This is a genomic window from Hahella ganghwensis DSM 17046 (genome assembly GCF_000376785.1).
GTDB lineage: Bacteria > Pseudomonadota > Gammaproteobacteria > Pseudomonadales > Oleiphilaceae > Hahella > Hahella ganghwensis.
The window spans coordinates 120386-137438 of record NZ_AQXX01000138.1; the positions used below are offsets into that span (position 1 = coordinate 120386).

Genomic DNA, 17053 nt, shown 5'->3' on the forward strand with positions numbered 1-17053 from the left:
GCAAAGATGCTGGTAAAGTTCACCAAAATGCATGGACTGGGCAACGATTTCATGGTCGTTGACATGATTTCTCAGCATGCCCATTTTCGACCCGACCAGGTTCGGAAACTGGCCGATCGTAATTTCGGCATTGGTTTTGACCAACTGCTGCTGGTGGAACCTCCTGGTCGTCCGGATGTTGATTTTCGATATCGGATCTTCAACGCTGATGGTTCTGAAGTAGAGCAATGTGGCAATGGTGCCCGATGTTTTGCGAAGTTTGTTCGGGATAACCGCCTTACTAACAAGAAGAATGTCCGGGTTGAGACTAAAAACGGCATCATTGAGTTAGTCGTCAATAAAGATGGAACTGTCACGGTGGATATGGGGGTGCCGCGTCTGGAACCTTCTCAGGTTCCGATTAATTTCCCTGAGCGTCAACTGCTGTATCCGTTACAGGTGGGCGAGAAAACCTATGAACTGGCTGCGGTTTCCATGGGGAATCCGCATGGTGTATTGCAGGTTGAAGACATTAACCGGGCTCCGGTTCATAAACTTGGACGGGCTCTGGAAAGTCATGAATTGTTCCCTGAAAAGGCCAATATCGGTTTTTTGCAGGTGGTTCACCGACGCTTTGCTAAGCTTAGAGTATTCGAACGCGGCGCGGGAGAAACACTAGCCTGTGGAACTGGTGCCTGTGCTGCTATGGTGGCTGGGTATTTGCAGGATTTGCTGGACGAAAAAGTGGAAATTAAACTGCCCGGTGGTAATCTGAAGATCAGTTGGGCGGGAGAAGGACATTCTGTCATGATGACCGGGCCAGCGACCCGTGTGTTTGAAGGCCAGGTTCGGATTTAATTGTTCCCCGGGGGGCTTTTCCCAAGGGAAACACACAATGACAACAACAGTGTGCAGGCGGGGTACTCCCCGGCGGACAAAGTGGAGTATGAATGAACAATCAGGCAAAACGCCCCAATGATCAGGGGGAGCTGACGGCGGAAGAAGTGGTCGCCTATTTGCGCGCTCATCCGGATTTTTTTGTGGAGCATGAATATCTGCTTGGTGAAATCAAGCTACCCCACAGATCCGGAAGTGCGATATCTCTGGTTGAGCGTCAGGTGACGTTATTCCGCGAGCAGCGGGATAAGTATGAAAAACAGTTGTATGATTTGATCGAAACCGCTCGACATAACGACCGATTCTTTGACAAAAGCAAACGTCTTCTGATGAATCTGCTGGAAGCACAGTCGCTGGATGAAATGGTGATTGTCCTGGAGGACAGCTTCCTGACCGATTTCAATGTAGATTTCTGCAGTCTTATTCTGTTTGGAAACAAGGAGCGTTTTCCGGTCAGCAATATAGTAATGCAGGACCTGGCATCCAGTCAGGAAGTGTTGGGAGATCTCCTTGATGGTGGACGGGCACACTGTGGTCGTTTGTCTGATGACAAAAAGTCGATGCTGTTTGGTGGTGATGCCAAGGATGTGGCGTCAGCTGCTGTGATACCTCTGCAATACGGGGAAACTCTAGGGGTTCTGAGTATCGGCAGCCGCAAAGCGGATTATTTCCAGAGCAGTATGGGATCTCTGTTTTTATCTTATATCAGTGATTCCCTGAGCCGGATGTTGCCTCCTTTATTGGCAAAGGAAGGGACTGCCGGGGCGTCCTGAACTGATATACCCGACTGAGAGGTGAATGATGCTGGAGCAGATTGAAGCCTTTATTGATCACCTCCGTCATGAACGCCGCTATTCCCCTCATACTGCCAGCAGTTACCTTAGGGATCTGAAGAGACTGCATGGATATGCTGAGTCAATAACGGTCAATCAATGGTCACAGTTGCAGCTGGCAGACGTTCGCCAGGCCATGACGCTGTTCCATCGCCAGGGCCTGTCCAGTAAATCACTACAGCGGTGGCTGTCTGCCGTCCGACGCTTTTACGACTTTTTGATCCGTGAAAACCTTGCGGAGCATAACCCCGCCAATGGCATATCTGCACCTAAAGCTCCCAAAAAACTCCCGATGACTCTGGATGTTGACCTGGCAAAACAGCTTCTGGACCAGGAGCCTGAGGACGATCTGGATATCAGAGATACCGCCATGGCTGAAATGTTCTATTCTTCAGGGGTCCGCCTGGCGGAACTGGCGGGTTTGAATGTTGTTGACCTGGATATGGAAGACGGGGTCGCCCGAGTGATGGGGAAGGGGCAAAAAGAGCGTATAGTGCCAGTGGGAAAGGCTGCCAGAGAGGCGTTGACCGCTTGGCTTCAGCTTCGAAAAACACTGGTAAAAACAGAAGAAACAGCCGTGTTTGTAAGCCAAACCGGAAAGCGGTTGAGTCACCGGAGCATTCAATTGAGATTGAAGCAATGGGCTCAGATCAGGGGGTACTACGGACGTCTGCACCCTCACCTGTTCAGGCATTCCTTTGCCAGTCATATGCTGGAATCCAGTGGAGACCTGAGAGCCGTGCAGGAGATGTTGGGGCACGCGGATATTGCCACCACACAGATCTATACTCATCTGAATTTTCAGCACCTTGCCCAGGTCTATGATCGTGCTCACCCACGCGCCAGGAGAAAGCCTGCCGGCAGCAAATCAAGTCGGAAGCATGAGTCTCAGGATGAGTAATGATGAATGCTTAACAGAAAATCATTCGATCCATTATCATAAAAAAATTGAGGACATACCCTCGCCTTATGACTTCTGAAAGTGAGCGTTGGAAAAATAAATACTTTGATAAACTGGAAGAATTAGAGCACCAGGAAGCAGACTTCAAGGAGCAGATACATGTCCTTGAGCGCCTGCTGATCAGGGTGAGTCTCGCTGCCCAGGGAATGGATCCCAAGATGGATTCAGACCTGAATAAGTTGCGAGCCATTCTGAGGCAGGAACAATTACCCACCGGCGAGCTTAATCGCGTTCTGGAGAATATTGAGGCGTCTGTTTTGACGCTGGATAAGAGCCGTGCTGCAACTGCGGAGGGGATGCTGCAGGCGTTTTCCAGCCTGGTTGATCAATTGCTGGAGTTGGATCTTCCCCGTAACCAGAAGAAAACGCTGAAGCGGTACGGTAAGCAATTGAACGGTAAAATGGGTGATCTTCGTGAATATCCACAGCTTCTGTCTGAATATGCCAAACATCTTGGTGATGCTCTCAACGCCGTAATAGGCAATCGTCCGGCGGCGCCCTCGGGTGGTTTTTTCGGAAGATTTTTTGCTAGCCAGGATGATGCTTCGCCCGAATCAGAGGAAGCGCTGTCGGGCAAAGGCAGTGGGATGAAACCTGGTGCTGAGGACAGTGATGAGGTTGAAGATGAACCCTATACGCTAGAACTTGCCACCACGGGCCCCAAGGCGATTCAGGACCAGCCGTTTGAACCTGGATTCTCGGCGATAGCCGATCATGTAAGTGCAACACTGAGCAACCTTGTGGAGCACTTGCGACTACCCGAATCCATGCAGGCAGATTCGCAGAAGGTTCAGCAGAGAATTGCTGAAAGTCTGAACTGGTACGAGTTGGTGCCGACTCTGGACGATATCGCCAATTTGGTCATTGCTGCGTTTGGTCGCGGGCAGCAGGAATTTGAAGCCTTCTTGAAATCTCTGGATGATCGGCTGATCAGTATTCAAAGCTTTCTTTCGCATAGTGAAAGTAGCAGCTCAGCTTCCAAAGCAAACAATACTGAACTGCAGGATGCAGTGCGCAGATACGTTCGCCATATGCAGGAATCAATCAAAGAGGCTGAAAATGTTGACCAGTTGAAAGTCTCGGTCAATACGAATCTGGACTCGATCCTGGTGTCTCTATCTCAATTTATGGCGAAAGAGAGCGAACGGGATGCTGGAATGAGTGCTGAACTGGAAGAGCTACAGCGCCGGCTGATGCAGTTGGAATCCGAGTCCCGTGTCATGCAGGAGCAACTGGCTGAAGAGCAGCAGAGAGCTGTCACAGATGTGCTGACGGGGCTTCCTAACCGTATGGCATACGAACAGCGTGCGCAACAGGAATTTGAACGTTGGCGCCGTTACCGGAATCCGCTGACTATGGTTATCGTGGATATCGACAAATTTAAAGGAATTAACGACAAATACGGACATCTTGCTGGAGATAAAGTGATTCAGCTTATCGCGAAAGAAGTCGCCAGAAGAATTCGCAAAACGGATTTTATTGCGCGATATGGTGGCGAGGAGTTTGTGATTTTGTTACCTGAAACGGATGTTGATACCACCGTGACAGTCATGGATAAAACGCGGGTGATGGTATCCCGCTTACCTTTTCATTTCCGAAATAAGAAAGTTCAGGTTACTATTTCAATCGGCATTTGTGGTTTTTCCGGGAATGCCAACCTGAATGGTGTGTTTGAAATGGCCGATAAAGCGCTTTATCGGGCGAAAATGAATGGACGCAATCGAGTGGAAAAAGCTGAATAAAGCGCTGAGCGACGCGGTTTCAGTGGGCTATAACAGATTGATACAGTTGAGAAACCCAAATGGACTAGTCCTTGTGGACTAGTAAAAATGATATAACTAGGTCATTTGACGGGTTGCATATTGGCGCTTGATTTTGAAAAATGTTTAATTTTGCATCAGTCGTTGCGCTGACTGAGTGTGACCCACCGACCGACACCTAGGCAACTCACTGTAGCTCGCAAGAATGCAGTTCTGCAGAGCGGAATATAGTTTTCCGGTCGTCAGGTTGCATACTTGAGACCTCAAACTGGGATGGATTGCGAATTACCATGAGCACGAAGTTTATTATCACGGATGACCACGGCATTTTCCGAAGTGGCTTGAAAATGATCATCGAAGGGATGTATGCCGATGCGGAAGTCTATGAAGCAGCCTCCGGGGCGGAAGTCAGGCAAATGCTTGATCGCCTGGGCCCAGTAGATCTGGTGCTGTTGGATCTGAGTCTACCTGATAGTCAGGGACTGGAACTGCTTAATCGTCTTAAACAAACCTATTGTTCCACGCCTTTTGCGGTAATATCCGCCAGCGAGGAAAGCCATTTAATTCAGGAGGCAATCAAACTCGGGGCATTGGGATATGTGCCGAAATCATCGTCCAATGCGGTGATATCCAGTGCCATTCAGTTGATGATGTCGGGCGGTATCTACGTCCCGCATGAGTTGCTGAGTGGTCGCCAGAACGATCGTCCCATCAATGAAGATATCAGCCTGACACCACGTCAACTGGAGGTTCTGAGTCTTCTGGCGGAGGGAATGTCGAACAAGCAGATAGGCGTTCACCTGAGCATCGCTCCGGGAACCATTAAAGCGCATATTGCTGCTATTTTCAGAGAGTTGAGTGCTGCCAACCGTACTCAGGCTGTGCACCGCGCGCGCGAGTTGAAGCTGCTCTAGCGATCGGAGCCAGATATATCGCCAGCCAATTCCGGTAGAGGAGTATCTGGCGATGTTTTGTAACGGCTGTCGGGACACTCATTGAATATACGGCTGTTACAGGTGGCGCATATTGACGGCTGTAATTTGGGGACCAGCTGCTTTATGGCAATGCCTTTTCCGGGGTAGATATTCTCATTACCCACCAATGCCAAAAGCCCAAATTGTCTGAATCTTTCCAGCTGCCAGACATACCGAATCACCAAGTGTACCTGCTTGCCTTCTTTTTGTTTCTCCAGTATCAGTTCCCTGAGCATGTGCGCCCCTTGCATGTCGAGGTTGGAGATCCCTCGGCAGAGTAATACCCAATGCTGGGCATTTGGTGATTTTTCTGAAATTTCATTGAACTGTTGGCTGATAAATTCCACAGACCCAAAGTAAATGGGGCCATCCATTCGTATAAAGTTGATTTGGGGGCAGGTTGGCAGGTTGAATCGCTCAATGTTGTGAAAATAGGTATCTTGCTCGGTTTTCATTGGTGCGAGCAGTCTGACATAAGGTTTGGCTGTTTTATTCAGGAACAGGGCAATCGACAGGCCGACGCCACAATAGAGCCCGAACTCAAGACTGATGCCGATACAGCCGGTTAGAGTTACCACCGCGATGGCAAGCTCTTCTTTACTGGCACTCATGTAATGACGCAATTCATTGAATGCAATCAGGCGCCAACCTACCAGAATAATGACACCCGCCATGGCAGGAATGGGCAGATGAGCAAATAGTGGTGCGACAAAATACAGAATCAGGAACAGAAATAATGTCATCAGTAACACCGCCAGCGGTGTGCGAGCCCCGGACTCTACATTGACTCCACTGCGGGTAAAGGAACCTGAACTCATATAGGACGAAAAAAAGCTACCGCCGATATTGGACCAGGCCTGACCGATGAATTCTCTGTTGGCATCGATCTTCTGTCCAGTTTTCAGGCTGATCGCTCTGGCAATCGATACCGCCTCAAGAAGGCCTACCAGTGCAAGGGCAACGGCTCCGGGTGCCAGTTCTCTTATCAGTTCTAAGGATAAGTTGGGAACACTGACGGGAGGAACCACGCCGGGTAACTCACCCACCAGCGAAACCCCATGTTGATCGGCTTTGAGGAAGTAACCGAGCAGCGACCCACATAATAAGCCAATCAGGTAGTGGGGAGCTTTGGGGAGCAGATATCTTATCAGAACTGCTGAGACCAGGGTGGTCAGTCCGATTGCCAGAGCATATGGATTGAATGTGGACAGGGCTGGGACAAAATTTTCGATATAGTCGAGAAATTGTTCCGGTCTGGGCAGTTCGATCTGCAGAAGATGACGGATCTGACTCAGAATTATCAGTAATGCCGCGCCAGTAATAAAACCTACCATGACCGCATGGGAAACGAAATTGGTCAGACTGCCGAACTTAAGTATTCCCAGAGCCAGCTGCAGGAGTCCGGCAAGAAAGGTGACAGTAATAACCGCCTGTATAAATGCCGGGCTGCCCGGCTCAAACTGCCCTTGCAACGTGGCGAAGAGCAGTGCAGAGATAGCGGTTGTCGGCCCACAGACCATGTGCCATGAAGAGCCAAGTAAAATCGCAATTACCGGCGCCACCAGTGCGCAATAGAACCCATATTCCGGAGGTAGCCCTGCAATAGAGGCGAAAGCGACACCCTGAGGAATTGCCAGAGAGGCCCCGGTAATAGCAGCAACAACATCGGCTCGTGTGTTACGGGGGTTAATGTTGTTCAGCCAGGGAAGCCAGCGTTGGAGCTTTTGGGTCAAGAAACGATCTTCCTAAAATGTAGGTTTCCCTGGCCGTCAGTTAATTGAGGCCCAGGTATGTTTTGACGGCAACAAGTCCTGGCTTGCCATCAACAGTGGTGACACCCTGAAGCCAGTTATCAAGCACATCCGGATGGCTTGCCAGCCATTCTTTAGCCGCATCTGCCGGTTGCTGGCCGTCATTCAGTATCGCGCCAATGATCTCATTTTCCATTTTCAGACTGAACACCAGATTGTTCAGCAGATTGCCAATATTTGGGCACTCCTTGTCGTATCCTTTACGGGTGACAGTATAGATTGTGGCACCTCCGAGATTGGGACCGAAATATTTATCTCCACCAGTCAGATAGCGAATGTCGTGATTAACATTCATTGGATGAGGTTCCCAGGCCAGGAACACAATAAATTTGTCTCGTTTGACGTTTCTGGAGACTTGACTGAGCATGGCTTGCTCTCCGGATTCAACGACTTTCCAGCCATTCAGGCCAAAGTCTCCATCATCAATCATCGTCTGTAGTTTCTGGTTGGCAGGAGCTCCAGGTTCAATACCATAGATTTTCTGACTGAATGCGTCAGAGTGGGCTGCCAGATCTTCAAAATCGGTGACACCGGCCTGGTAAACATAAGAAGGAACTGCCAGGGTGAATTTGGCACCCTCAAGATTGGTTTGGACGATATCAATATCCTTTCCGTATTTATCGATGAATTTTTGCTGTGCTGGCATCCAGTTGCCTAGAAAAACATCAATTTCCCCATTCTTTAAGCTCTCAAACCCAATCGGTACGCCAAGTAGCGTGATATCGGTTTTATAGCCAAGTCCGGTCAGCAGAGTCGTGGCCACACCGTTGGTCGCGCTGATGTCTGTCCATCCGGGATCGGTAAATTTCACTAACTCACAGTCTGCTGCGTAAGTGGAAACGCTGGTGAGCAATAATATTGTGTTGCATAGGTTAAGGATTGCTCTTCGGAAGAAATGGGTCTGATGGGGTGTTGCCATAACGATGCTCCTCATTCTTGTATTGGGCCGCAAACTTCAGCAGGAGTCGAATTATTCGACTTTTGGAAATCTGGATTTGCTCTCCAGATCATCCAGATCTATGTGGTTACGCATATACATTTCACTGGCTTGAAACACTGGCTGATGATCCCAGGGGGTGATTTGTCCGCGCGTAAGAGCGTTGAATACCAGTCGCCTGCGTTTCTGGCTCTGAATAACGTCCCTGGTTAATTGGCTGGAATCCCAGCGGCTGGAGGCTTCCCTTTGGAACTCCTTCAGCAATGACTGATGTGAGGGATAGGATGCCAGATTATTCAGTTCCAACGGGTCCTCTTTGAGATTGAACAGTTGATCCGGGTCCGGGGAAGAGCAAACGAATTTAAAGTCTCCACGCCTGATCATAAACAGAGGGGCGATGGCGCCTTCGCCGTAATATTCACCAATAACTTCATCGTGGCCACCGGTATTGCGCAGATGGGGTAGCAGGCTTCGTCCCTGGATTGGCATGGCATACTCAGGCTCCTTTCCGTCATTGGCCAGCGCGGCAAATGTTGGCAGCAGATCCATGGTTGATACAGACTGTGAAACCCGGTGGGGGTTGAATCTTTCCGGAGCGTGAACAATCATCGGAACTCTTGAGGACCTTTCAAACCAGGACATTTTGTACCAGAGGTCACGTTCTCCCAGCATATCACCGTGATCGCCGGAGAAGACAATGATGGTATTCTCTGCCAGCCCAGTTTCGTCCAGGGTTTTCATCAGAACGCCAATCTGATGGTCGACATAACTGATTGCGCCGTAATATGCCCGGCGCGCATTGATAATTTGTTGGTCTGTAATTTCCTGATCCTGATAAGCAAAAACATGCTGAAGTCGTTTGGAGTGAGGATCCTGATCTTCAGGGGCAATCCTGACCTGTGGCAGGTCAATGTCCTCGTTTTCATACAGATCCCAATATTCCTTCGGTGTGGCATAAGGGTCATGGGGGTGAGTCATGGACACCGTTAGACAGAACGGTCGCTGATCGTTACCGCGGACGGCGTTGTACAGGTAACGTTGGGCGTGAAATACCACCTCATCATCAAAGTCGAGTTGGTTGGTGCGTACACAAGGGCCTGCCTGGGTGACAGATGACATGTTGTGATACCAGGTGGGGCGCTGCGAGAAGTCTTCCCAATCTGGAAACCAGCCGTAATCGGCAGGATAAATGTCAGTTGTCAGACGTTCTTCGAATCCGTGTAATTGGTCCGGACCACAAAAATGCATCTTGCCGGACAGTGCGGTTTTATAGCCGCTGACGCGCAGATAATGGGCAAATGTCGGAATGTCTGCTGGCAAATCTGCTGAATTGTCATAAGCGCCAATTTTGGAAGGTAGTTGTCCGCTCATCAGGACATAACGGGAAGGCGCGCAGAGTGGGCTGTTGCAGTAAGCAGAATCAAATACCACGCCGTTCTCGGCCAGCGCTGTCAGATTGGGGGCTTTGACGATTGGGTGTCCATATATGGGAAGGCTGTCTGCTGCCATCTGGTCAGCCATGATAAATAAGATATTGGGTTGTTTCATCGGACGATCCGCTTCCTGTCATATAATGTAAATAAAATAAGCTGGGCTGATGTATTTAAAGCCGACTTACTATTGCTTTATAGATTGTCTAAGGATTGTGATGCTGTAAACTGGTTAAATTCTTATTCAAGAGATAAGTAAAACTTATGCCATCCGATGATCGTCTACCGCCGCTGCAAAGCCTGCATGTATTTGAAGTGGCTGCACGTCACCTGAGTTTTACGGCTCCAGCGAGAGAGCTTAATTCAACTCAGCCTGCCATAAGCCAGCAGATTCAGGGGCTTGAAGCTTTTTTACAGGTCCCCTTGTTTGTTCGAGTATATCGAGGGGTGGAATTAACAGAGGCTGGTCAGAAGTTATTTGTTGCGACGCAGAGTAGCTTGAATGGTTTGCGCAGAGCTTTGGATGACATTCGTCGTCAAAAGAAAATTCCGCGAATAAATGTCGCAACTGATTTCGCTTTTGCCGCTTTTTGGTTGCTACTTCGTTTACCTGAGTTCCGAAAGACTTATCCTGAGGTCGATATTAGAATCCAGACCTCACAATCCGAATTGGAATTTGCCGGTAGTGAGACAGATGTTGCCGTCATATTCGGCGACGGAGAATATCGAGGCTGTGTTTCCCGCATGCTCATTCCTGAAAAGGTGTTCCCCGTATGCAGTCCAGGGTATCTGAAAGAGCATGGCCCGATAGACTCGCTGGATCAACTGGCGTCTAAGTCGCTGCTGAAACTGGATGCGGAACCGGGTCAGCGCTGGATGGACTGGAATGAATTATTTCGTGCCTTGAAAAGCGCCACGATTCCTGGGGAGCCGGTGCTTGAGTTCAATAACTATACACTGCTGGTGCAAGCTGCAATGGCCGGGCAGGGCATTGGACTAGGTTGGGGAACGCTGGTGGATCATCTGCTTGATGATGGACTCCTGGTCGCACTGACGGATTTTACTGTCCATTCCAACCATGGATATTTCCTGGTACTGCCGGATAATTCAGAAGTGCCCCTGCCTGTGGAAAACTTTGGACACTGGCTCACTGAAAGTTTGGCCAACAGGGCCAGATGATTATTCATCAGGCCCTGGACCGGCAGCTGGTACCACAGAACAAGTTACTTGATCAGGCTTGTTGAGCGGAATTCGGGGTCGTGTTGAACTGCAGTATGGACGTACAGACCGAGCGCAACTGTGCTGGCTTGATTGGCTTATGTAGTAGTGGATAAGGTGATTCATAAGCCATGCGTATACGCTCTGGGGAAGTGTCCCCGGTAATCAGCAGTGAGGGGATATTGGACTGGAAGTGCTGGTGCATACGCTGGATGGCCATGACGCCGGTCACTTCATTCTCAAGTCTCAGATCGCTGATAATCAGGTCTGGTTTATGCTGACGGCTACTGCAAACCCTCATTGCATCTTCTACCGATCGTGCCAGGATTGGTTTCAGATTCCAGGACTCCAGCAAAGCCTTCATGCCCAGTAGTATGGATGCATCATCGTCGATCACCAGAACCTTCTGCAGTCCCATTGAAACATTGCTGTAAGTCGGCCGTGTTTCTTCTCTGATAACCTGTGCCTGTCCAAGGGGGACGACAACCTCAAAGCGGGTACCGTTGCCGGGCGTGGACAAAAACCTGATCTCATGGTTAAGCAATTGGCAGGTTCGTTTGACGATTGACAAGCCAAGTCCGAGGCCTTTACTGCGATCCCGTTCGGGGTTTGCCAACTGAACGAACTCCTTGAATATGGAGTTATGTTCGTTTTTGGGGATGCCTGGGCCGCTGTCCCAGACCATAAACCGGATAGAATCCTTGTAACGCTTACACCCGACCAGAACATAGCCTGATTCTGTGTATTTGATCGCATTGCCCACCAGGTTACTAATAACCTGTTCCAGCAGATGAGGGTCGCTGTTCAGAGTGTAGTGACTCAGTGCGATGCGCAGATCAAGATCCTTTTCAATCGCTTGCTGTCGATACACCACCTCAAGTCGATCCAGAATTCTCCGTACAGAGAAGCTCTCTATTTTCGGTTGTAGTACACCGGCTTCCAGTTTTGAAATGTCCAGCAGGGCGTTAAACAGCTCCTTCATGGTTTCCAGGGAGCGTTTGAGATTGTCATGGATAGACAGAGCGGCGGAATTATTGGTCAGCTGCGGGCGTAATGCCTCCACAAACAGGCTCATGGCATGCAGTGGCTGACGCAGGTCGTGGCTGGCTGCTGCCAGAAACCGTGTTTTGTCCTGGTTGGCTTTCTCTGCTTCCCAGCGTGCCTGCTTGGCTTCCAGAGCGGAGGTTTTGGCATCAAATTGTTGCTGAACGAACTTTTTGTTCAACTCAACCAGTTCCGCAGTGCGCGACTGGACTATTTTACTCAGGTTTCGCTGATGAGCTTTGAGCTGTTCTTCAACTTGTTTGCGATTCTGTTGTTGGTTATCGATTACCAGTAGCAACTGGTTGATGTAACTGGCCAGCTCATCCATCTCCAGCATCATACGCTGGTGCCGGTGGGTTGCGAGAAGGTGGCGGGCTGGACGTTCCAGCTTCACATCCCGGGTTTCTTTTAGAATCATTTGCAATGGGCGTTGGACCGACCATTGCCAGAATAGTCCGTGGACGCCGGCGGCAGCGGCCAGTAGTCCTGTTGCAATCAGTGCAAGGGTAAAAAACTGCTGGATAATATCGGCTTCCAGCATTGTCGGGTCTGGCGTGATAATGACTTCATATTGACCATCGCCAAAACGATGGGAATATGGCCAGATGGTCAACCACCCGCGGTGTAATCCAGTGTCATGTATGGCCTGCTCCGGAGTGTCCGGGTACAGGAGTCTGAACTGGCTGTTGTTTTTCCGGACTTCTGCTGAAGCAAACGGGGCAATGCGGGAGAGCGCTGCCAGGATTGCTTTTATCTGAATAACGTCCTGCTGTTGCGCGGCATCATGAAGGTTGGGACCTACCAGGTCCAATCCTGCCGAGACGGATGTCTGCCAGCGCTCAATCTGTTGGTTGATGACCAATGAGCCGAGGGCGGCAAAGGCCGCTACCAGAATGATCAGGTAGGCTCCGAGTATTTTTGCATTAAGCCAGGGATAACTCCCCTGCTTCCGCTGGCTATTCATTACCGTGGAATATCCTTTTTGACGGGTGGTATGTGAGGACACTGTTCTTCGGGATTCATGGATACTGCTTTGTTGCTGTCATCATATACTGATCAGCCTGTCTATACCTAGACACTGTTCAAGGTAACCTCGGCCAATTGTCTGATGTCGGTGACATTATTTAACGATTTGTTAATGCCTTAGAAGCGCGTCGAGTTCATCAATTGCTTCACACCAGTCAGAATCCAGCTCCCATTGTTGACGGATGAAGCCTCTTTGGGCTTCCGTCAGAAAAGGGGCGTCTGACAGATTCATTCCCCTGGATAAAGGGGCATGTTCTTCAATAAAACTATTGATGGAATCCTGATCGCTTGGCAGGCCAAGTTGTTCGAACAAACCGTGAAGATCATGTGTGGATGTATCCATTCAATCCTCCCGATGCCGTAGGTTAATGGTTAAGTGAACGAGGTTCAATATTCTGATGGGGACAATATCCCGACAACCTCTCATAAGCTTAGTCTAAAGTCACTTATGCTACCTGTGAGTATGGGCAGTATGGGGAATTTCCTGGAAATGCCAGCGCTGAATAAACGTGCCATAATAACAGGCAACCTGGATCCCGGCAGGACAAGCGGAGACAAGAACATCACATTTATGAACTTCAGGCCACTCTTAACGATCCTCCTTACAATGGCAGTCATCGCGGGTTTTCCTGCGTCGGCAGCCGCTGAAGCTGAAGAAGACGAAATCCCGGATATTCTGACCCCGTTTGAACGTTCATGGTTAAAAGCGCATCCCAACATCCGCATTGCCGGCGACCCCCACTGGCCGCCGTTCGAGATGGTCGATGAGGAAGGCAATTACCAGGGAATTGTGGCGGATTACGTACAGTTGCTTGAAGAGCGCCTGGGTTATCATTTTGATCGCAGAGTCAGAAGTAGCTGGTCAGACACCCTGGATGCGGTTGCCACTAATGAACTGGATGTGATTGCAGCGGTATCGGTCACCCCGAGACGGGAAGGCCGCATGCTGTTTTCGGAATACTACCTGTCCTATCCGATAGTAATGGCCGTGCGGGAGGAAACCCGCTTTATCGGTTCCCTGGAAGAGTTGGGAGATGAACGGGTCGCGGTGGTTAAGGACTATGCAAGTCAGGACTTCCTTCTCATCAGCCACCCTAACCTGAATCTGGTTTTTGTGGATACTCTGGAAGAAGGCTTACTGGGTGTGTCCAACGGGGACATTGATATCTTGATTAGCAATATTCCCAGTATCAGTTATCTGGTAAATCACCTGGGAGTCAGCAATATCAAGCTGACAGGTATTACCCCCTATACCAACGATATCGCGTTTGGGGTTCGCGCCGACTGGCCTATCCTTACCCGCATTCTGGACAAGGGGCTGGAAACCATCACGCCAGATGAACGTGAATCGATTTATAAGAAGTGGATCACCTTCAGTTACGAGGAAGAAATTGACTATACCCTGGTATGGCGGATCACGACGGTGGCGATCGTCGTCATCATCATCTTCCTATACTGGAACCGTAAGCTGTCTCACGAGGTGGCGGAACGGATTCGTTCTGAAGAGGCACTGCGAAAAAGTGAAGAAAGGTTGCGGGCCGCGATGAAGCAGGCTGAGCACCTGGCCCAGGCGGCAGATTCTGCCAACAAGGCCAAGAGTGAATTCCTGGCCAACATGTCCCACGAAATTCGGACCCCGATGAATGCGGTGATTGGCTATACCGAGCTACTCGAAGGACTGGTATCCGGCGGTAAGCAGAAGTCGTATCTGGATGCCATCAAGAAAGGGAGCCGGGCTCTACTGACGATCATTAATGACATTCTGGACTTGTCGAAGATCGAGTCCGGCAAGCTTCGCATTGAATATGCACCGGTAGATCCTCACAGGCTTTTGCAGGATGTGGCGCAGATCTTTTCAGCACGGATTGCCCAGAAGAACCTTGAGCTGAAAATCAAACTGTCTGATGAGCTTCCGCATTCACTGATTCTGGATGAGGTCAGGCTGAGACAGATTATTTTCAACCTGATGGGCAATGCCATCAAGTTTACTCATGCCGGTTATATTGAGCTGAGTGCTTCGTCCACCACGTTGCCGGGGGAAGAAGGTTTTGTCGAATTGATCATCGGTGTCGAAGACAGTGGTATCGGTATTGCTGTTGATCAGCAGGCACGCATCTTTAACGCCTTTGAGCAGCATGAAGGACAAAGCAGTCGCCAGTACGGTGGTACTGGGCTGGGGCTGGCTATCAGTAAGAAACTGATCGAAATGATGAATGGTGAAATTGGCATCCGCAGTTCGCTGGGCCATGGTTCCCATTTTGAAATTCGTTTGCATCATGTGGCTATCAGCACACGCCAGGAAGAGCTATACGGTGAAGCTAAAAGTGTTAAACCACCCAAGTTCAAGCCTGCAAAGGTTCTGGTAGTGGATGATGTGGACATGAACAGGCAACTGATCAAAGAATATTTCCAGGGAACTAATCTGACCATTATTGAAGCCCTGGATGGTCGTGCGGGAGTGAATCTGGCAGCCAGTGAACGACCTGATCTTATTCTCATGGATCTGCGCATGCCGGATATGGACGGCTATGATGCCACCCGGATTATCAAGGAGCATGATGATCTCTATGAGATCCCTGTTATTGCGCTCACAGGGTCCACTTTGGCCGATGAGAGCCGGCGTATGTCCATGCTTGGCTTTGCTGATGCTCTGCGTAAGCCGATTGAGCGAGCGGTCCTGTTTGGTGCTGTTGCCAAGTACCTGCCACTGCAGTCGTCGGCTACCAAGCCTAAAGAGAAAGTCAAAGAGAAAGACGAAAAGACAGCACAGGAGAAATCCACCACTGACAAAGAGAAGTCCAGGAAACCGGATGACAAGGCTAACATTGAGGCCAGAATCGTTCAGAAGCGAATGCTTCTGGAGGAATTGCGTGGCGGTTTGTGGACGGAATGGGAAGATCTGAAAGACAGTGGGGACCTGCAGCGGGTGCAGGAGTTTGCTGAACATATTTCTGACAGGGCGAGGGAATATGGCATTGAAGGGTTAAGTGAATATGCCCTGACTCTGCAAGGGCTGGTGGCTCAGTTTGATCTTCAGGGGCTTCAGTCTCAACTCTCGTCTTATCCATCTCAGGTGGAAATGCTGGCCCAGGAATGGTCTCTTTGCCTGAACGAAGCTTCCATGAAGATCTGAGTTCACGCAATTTCCTGCATTGTGACGAGTATTTGTCGGTTAATTGATGTTTTTATGGCAAGTCCTTGTCGCCATTGTGAATAATTGAAAAACAGATGAGGGAATAGGCTGATTTACTTAGGATTCCCGTCTAATATTCCACTGTAACAATCTGTTACAAGGTGAGGACACCATGTGGAAATCAATGATCACAATGCTTTGCATGTTGTTTGTATCGAACGGAATATCGGCTGCACCTTTTTCAGTTCTTCATGCCGCACTGGCAGATATTGATCAGCAGACGGTCGATCTCTATCTGATAGGCTATCAAAGTGTGGAGCATTCCCGAGCAGACCAGTATGGCGCCAGCAAATATATCGTATTGGACTTTCGTGCGGAAAAAACGAAACTGGCTGAAGACGAGGCTATTGCCAAGGTCGAATTTATATGTCGTCAGATCATCAGCAATCGTCCCTTGCTGAGAGATTTGTCCGATTTGGGGTACGACATGGTCTCTGTTGCATTTGATGAAAAGAGCCAGTTCGACTGTCTCTGAATCGGTGAAGCGTATTGCTTAATTTTGACACCGACAGAGGGTGCCGTTTCTGATTCCGGACATAATGACGTCATGGATCAGACTTCATTTTCTGTCTTGACCACCAGGCTCTCTACTTCGCCTTCATAGTTGCATATCACATGTACAGAGATTGGACGACAGCAGACTCGACAGTCCTCGTAGTAATCCTGTACCTCTGAACTGCAATCCAGGGTGACAATTTGTAAGCGTCCGGTAACCCCATCTTGAGCGCGCTACCAACTGACTGGATAGTGTCCACTTATTTTTTAGTGGACACTTGTTATGATTGTCATAAGCGCACCTCGCTCCTCCAGAAAACGTCGCCAATATTCCGCAGAATTTAAAGCTAAGATTATTGCTGCCTGCCAACAGCCGGGGGTCTCTGTTTCTGCCATCGCTCTGGATAACGGGCTCAATGCCAATCTGGTTCGACGCTGGATCAGCGACGCGAAGAAACTCGGCTCTACCACGTCGGCATTTGTCCCCATAAACCT

Annotated in this window: 15 protein-coding genes; 9 read left to right on the forward strand and 6 right to left on the reverse strand. The window is 49.5% G+C overall.

Annotated features, from left to right (window positions below; all coding sequences use genetic code 11):
* Window positions 1-6: 6 nt before the first annotated feature.
* From dapF to F566_RS0126035, 5 genes are all read left to right on the forward strand, one after another.
* Entirely contained in the window at window positions 7-837 is an 831-nt protein-coding gene (gene dapF, locus F566_RS0126015; RefSeq protein ID WP_020409976.1) for a diaminopimelate epimerase, read from the forward strand.
* A gap of 92 nt (window positions 838-929) precedes the next feature.
* The gene (locus tag F566_RS0126020; protein WP_020409977.1) at window positions 930-1649 is read left to right on the forward strand and encodes a DUF484 family protein; all 720 of its coding nucleotides are present in this window, start codon (window positions 930-932) and stop codon (window positions 1647-1649) included.
* A 25-nt stretch (window positions 1650-1674) separates the two neighbouring features.
* A complete protein-coding gene (xerC, locus tag F566_RS0126025) occupies window positions 1675-2610 on the forward strand; it encodes a tyrosine recombinase XerC (RefSeq protein ID WP_157497102.1) in 936 nt (311 codons plus the stop codon).
* A gap of 68 nt (window positions 2611-2678) precedes the next feature.
* Window positions 2679-4412, forward strand: a complete 1734-nt coding sequence (locus F566_RS0126030) for a GGDEF domain-containing protein (RefSeq protein ID WP_020409979.1) — start codon at window positions 2679-2681, stop codon at window positions 4410-4412.
* A gap of 308 nt (window positions 4413-4720) precedes the next feature.
* Complete coding sequence (locus tag F566_RS0126035; RefSeq protein WP_020409980.1) at window positions 4721-5344, forward strand: response regulator; 624 nt, start codon at window positions 4721-4723, stop codon at window positions 5342-5344.
* Here F566_RS0126035 and F566_RS34140 read toward each other — a convergent pair.
* Genes F566_RS34140 through betC form a run of 3 tightly spaced genes read right to left on the reverse strand, consistent with a single transcriptional unit; the run spans window position 5341 to window position 9700 of the window.
* A complete protein-coding gene (locus tag F566_RS34140; RefSeq protein ID WP_020409981.1) occupies window positions 5341-7137 on the reverse strand; it encodes a SulP family inorganic anion transporter in 1797 nt (598 codons plus the stop codon). The genes F566_RS0126035 and F566_RS34140 overlap by 4 nt on opposite strands.
* 40 nt (window positions 7138-7177) lie before the next feature.
* A complete protein-coding gene (locus tag F566_RS0126045) occupies window positions 7178-8134 on the reverse strand; it encodes a choline ABC transporter substrate-binding protein (protein WP_020409982.1) in 957 nt (318 codons plus the stop codon).
* Between the two features lie 51 nt (window positions 8135-8185).
* Window positions 8186-9700: a choline-sulfatase gene (gene betC / locus F566_RS0126050; protein WP_020409983.1), complete on the reverse strand. Its 1515-nt coding sequence runs from the start codon at window positions 9698-9700 to the stop codon at window positions 8186-8188.
* 146 nt (window positions 9701-9846) lie between these two features.
* Between betC and F566_RS0126055 the strand changes: the two genes are divergently transcribed.
* Window positions 9847-10761, forward strand: a complete 915-nt coding sequence (locus tag F566_RS0126055) for a choline sulfate utilization transcriptional regulator (protein ID WP_020409984.1) — start codon at window positions 9847-9849, stop codon at window positions 10759-10761.
* 52 nt (window positions 10762-10813) lie between these two features.
* Here the strand turns inward: F566_RS0126055 and F566_RS35835 are convergent, their stop codons facing one another.
* Both F566_RS35835 and F566_RS0126065 read right to left on the reverse strand, forming a co-directional pair.
* A complete protein-coding gene (locus F566_RS35835; RefSeq protein ID WP_020409985.1) occupies window positions 10814-12808 on the reverse strand; it encodes an ATP-binding response regulator in 1995 nt (664 codons plus the stop codon).
* 171 nt (window positions 12809-12979) lie between these two features.
* Window positions 12980-13213 carry a DUF2789 domain-containing protein gene (locus F566_RS0126065; RefSeq protein WP_020409986.1) on the reverse strand — a complete coding sequence of 78 codons (234 nt, stop codon included), beginning with the start codon at window positions 13211-13213 and terminating at the stop codon, window positions 12980-12982.
* A gap of 264 nt (window positions 13214-13477) precedes the next feature.
* Here F566_RS0126065 and F566_RS35840 point away from each other — a divergent pair, with 264 nt between their 5' ends.
* Window positions 13478-16003, forward strand: a complete 2526-nt coding sequence (locus tag F566_RS35840) for an ATP-binding protein (RefSeq protein WP_245555308.1) — start codon at window positions 13478-13480, stop codon at window positions 16001-16003.
* A 172-nt stretch (window positions 16004-16175) separates the two neighbouring features.
* A complete protein-coding gene (locus F566_RS34155) occupies window positions 16176-16538 on the forward strand; it encodes a hypothetical protein (protein ID WP_020409988.1) in 363 nt (120 codons plus the stop codon).
* Between the two features lie 77 nt (window positions 16539-16615).
* On the opposite strand, the gene F566_RS38405 is transcribed toward F566_RS34155, so the two are convergent.
* Window positions 16616-16759: a zinc ribbon domain-containing protein gene (locus F566_RS38405; RefSeq protein ID WP_083921182.1), complete on the reverse strand. Its 144-nt coding sequence runs from the start codon at window positions 16757-16759 to the stop codon at window positions 16616-16618.
* Between the two features lie 82 nt (window positions 16760-16841).
* On the opposite strand from F566_RS38405, the gene F566_RS34160 reads away from it, so the two are divergent.
* Window positions 16842-17053, forward strand: a 212-nt coding sequence (locus F566_RS34160; protein ID WP_020405615.1) for a transposase, incomplete at its 3' end; no start/stop codon positions are given.

Coding starts and splice junctions, on each gene's coding strand:
- dapF (WP_020409976.1), top strand. CDS start 7: ATGCTGGTAAAGTTCACCAAAATGCATGGACTGGGCAACGATTTCATG.
- F566_RS0126020 (WP_020409977.1), top strand. CDS start 930: ATGAACAATCAGGCAAAACGCCCCAATGATCAGGGGGAGCTGACGGCG.
- xerC (WP_157497102.1), top strand. CDS start 1,675: ATGATGCTGGAGCAGATTGAAGCCTTTATTGATCACCTCCGTCATGAA.
- F566_RS0126030 (WP_020409979.1), top strand. CDS start 2,679: ATGACTTCTGAAAGTGAGCGTTGGAAAAATAAATACTTTGATAAACTG.
- F566_RS0126035 (WP_020409980.1), top strand. CDS start 4,721: ATGAGCACGAAGTTTATTATCACGGATGACCACGGCATTTTCCGAAGT.
- F566_RS0126045 (WP_020409982.1), bottom strand. CDS start 8,134: ATGGCAACACCCCATCAGACCCATTTCTTCCGAAGAGCAATCCTTAAC.
- betC (WP_020409983.1), bottom strand. CDS start 9,700: ATGAAACAACCCAATATCTTATTTATCATGGCTGACCAGATGGCAGCA.
- F566_RS0126055 (WP_020409984.1), top strand. CDS start 9,847: ATGCCATCCGATGATCGTCTACCGCCGCTGCAAAGCCTGCATGTATTT.
- F566_RS35835 (WP_020409985.1), bottom strand. CDS start 12,808: ATGAATAGCCAGCGGAAGCAGGGGAGTTATCCCTGGCTTAATGCAAAA.
- F566_RS0126065 (WP_020409986.1), bottom strand. CDS start 13,213: ATGGATACATCCACACATGATCTTCACGGTTTGTTCGAACAACTTGGC.
- F566_RS35840 (WP_245555308.1), top strand. CDS start 13,478: ATGGCAGTCATCGCGGGTTTTCCTGCGTCGGCAGCCGCTGAAGCTGAA.
- F566_RS34155 (WP_020409988.1), top strand. CDS start 16,176: ATGTGGAAATCAATGATCACAATGCTTTGCATGTTGTTTGTATCGAAC.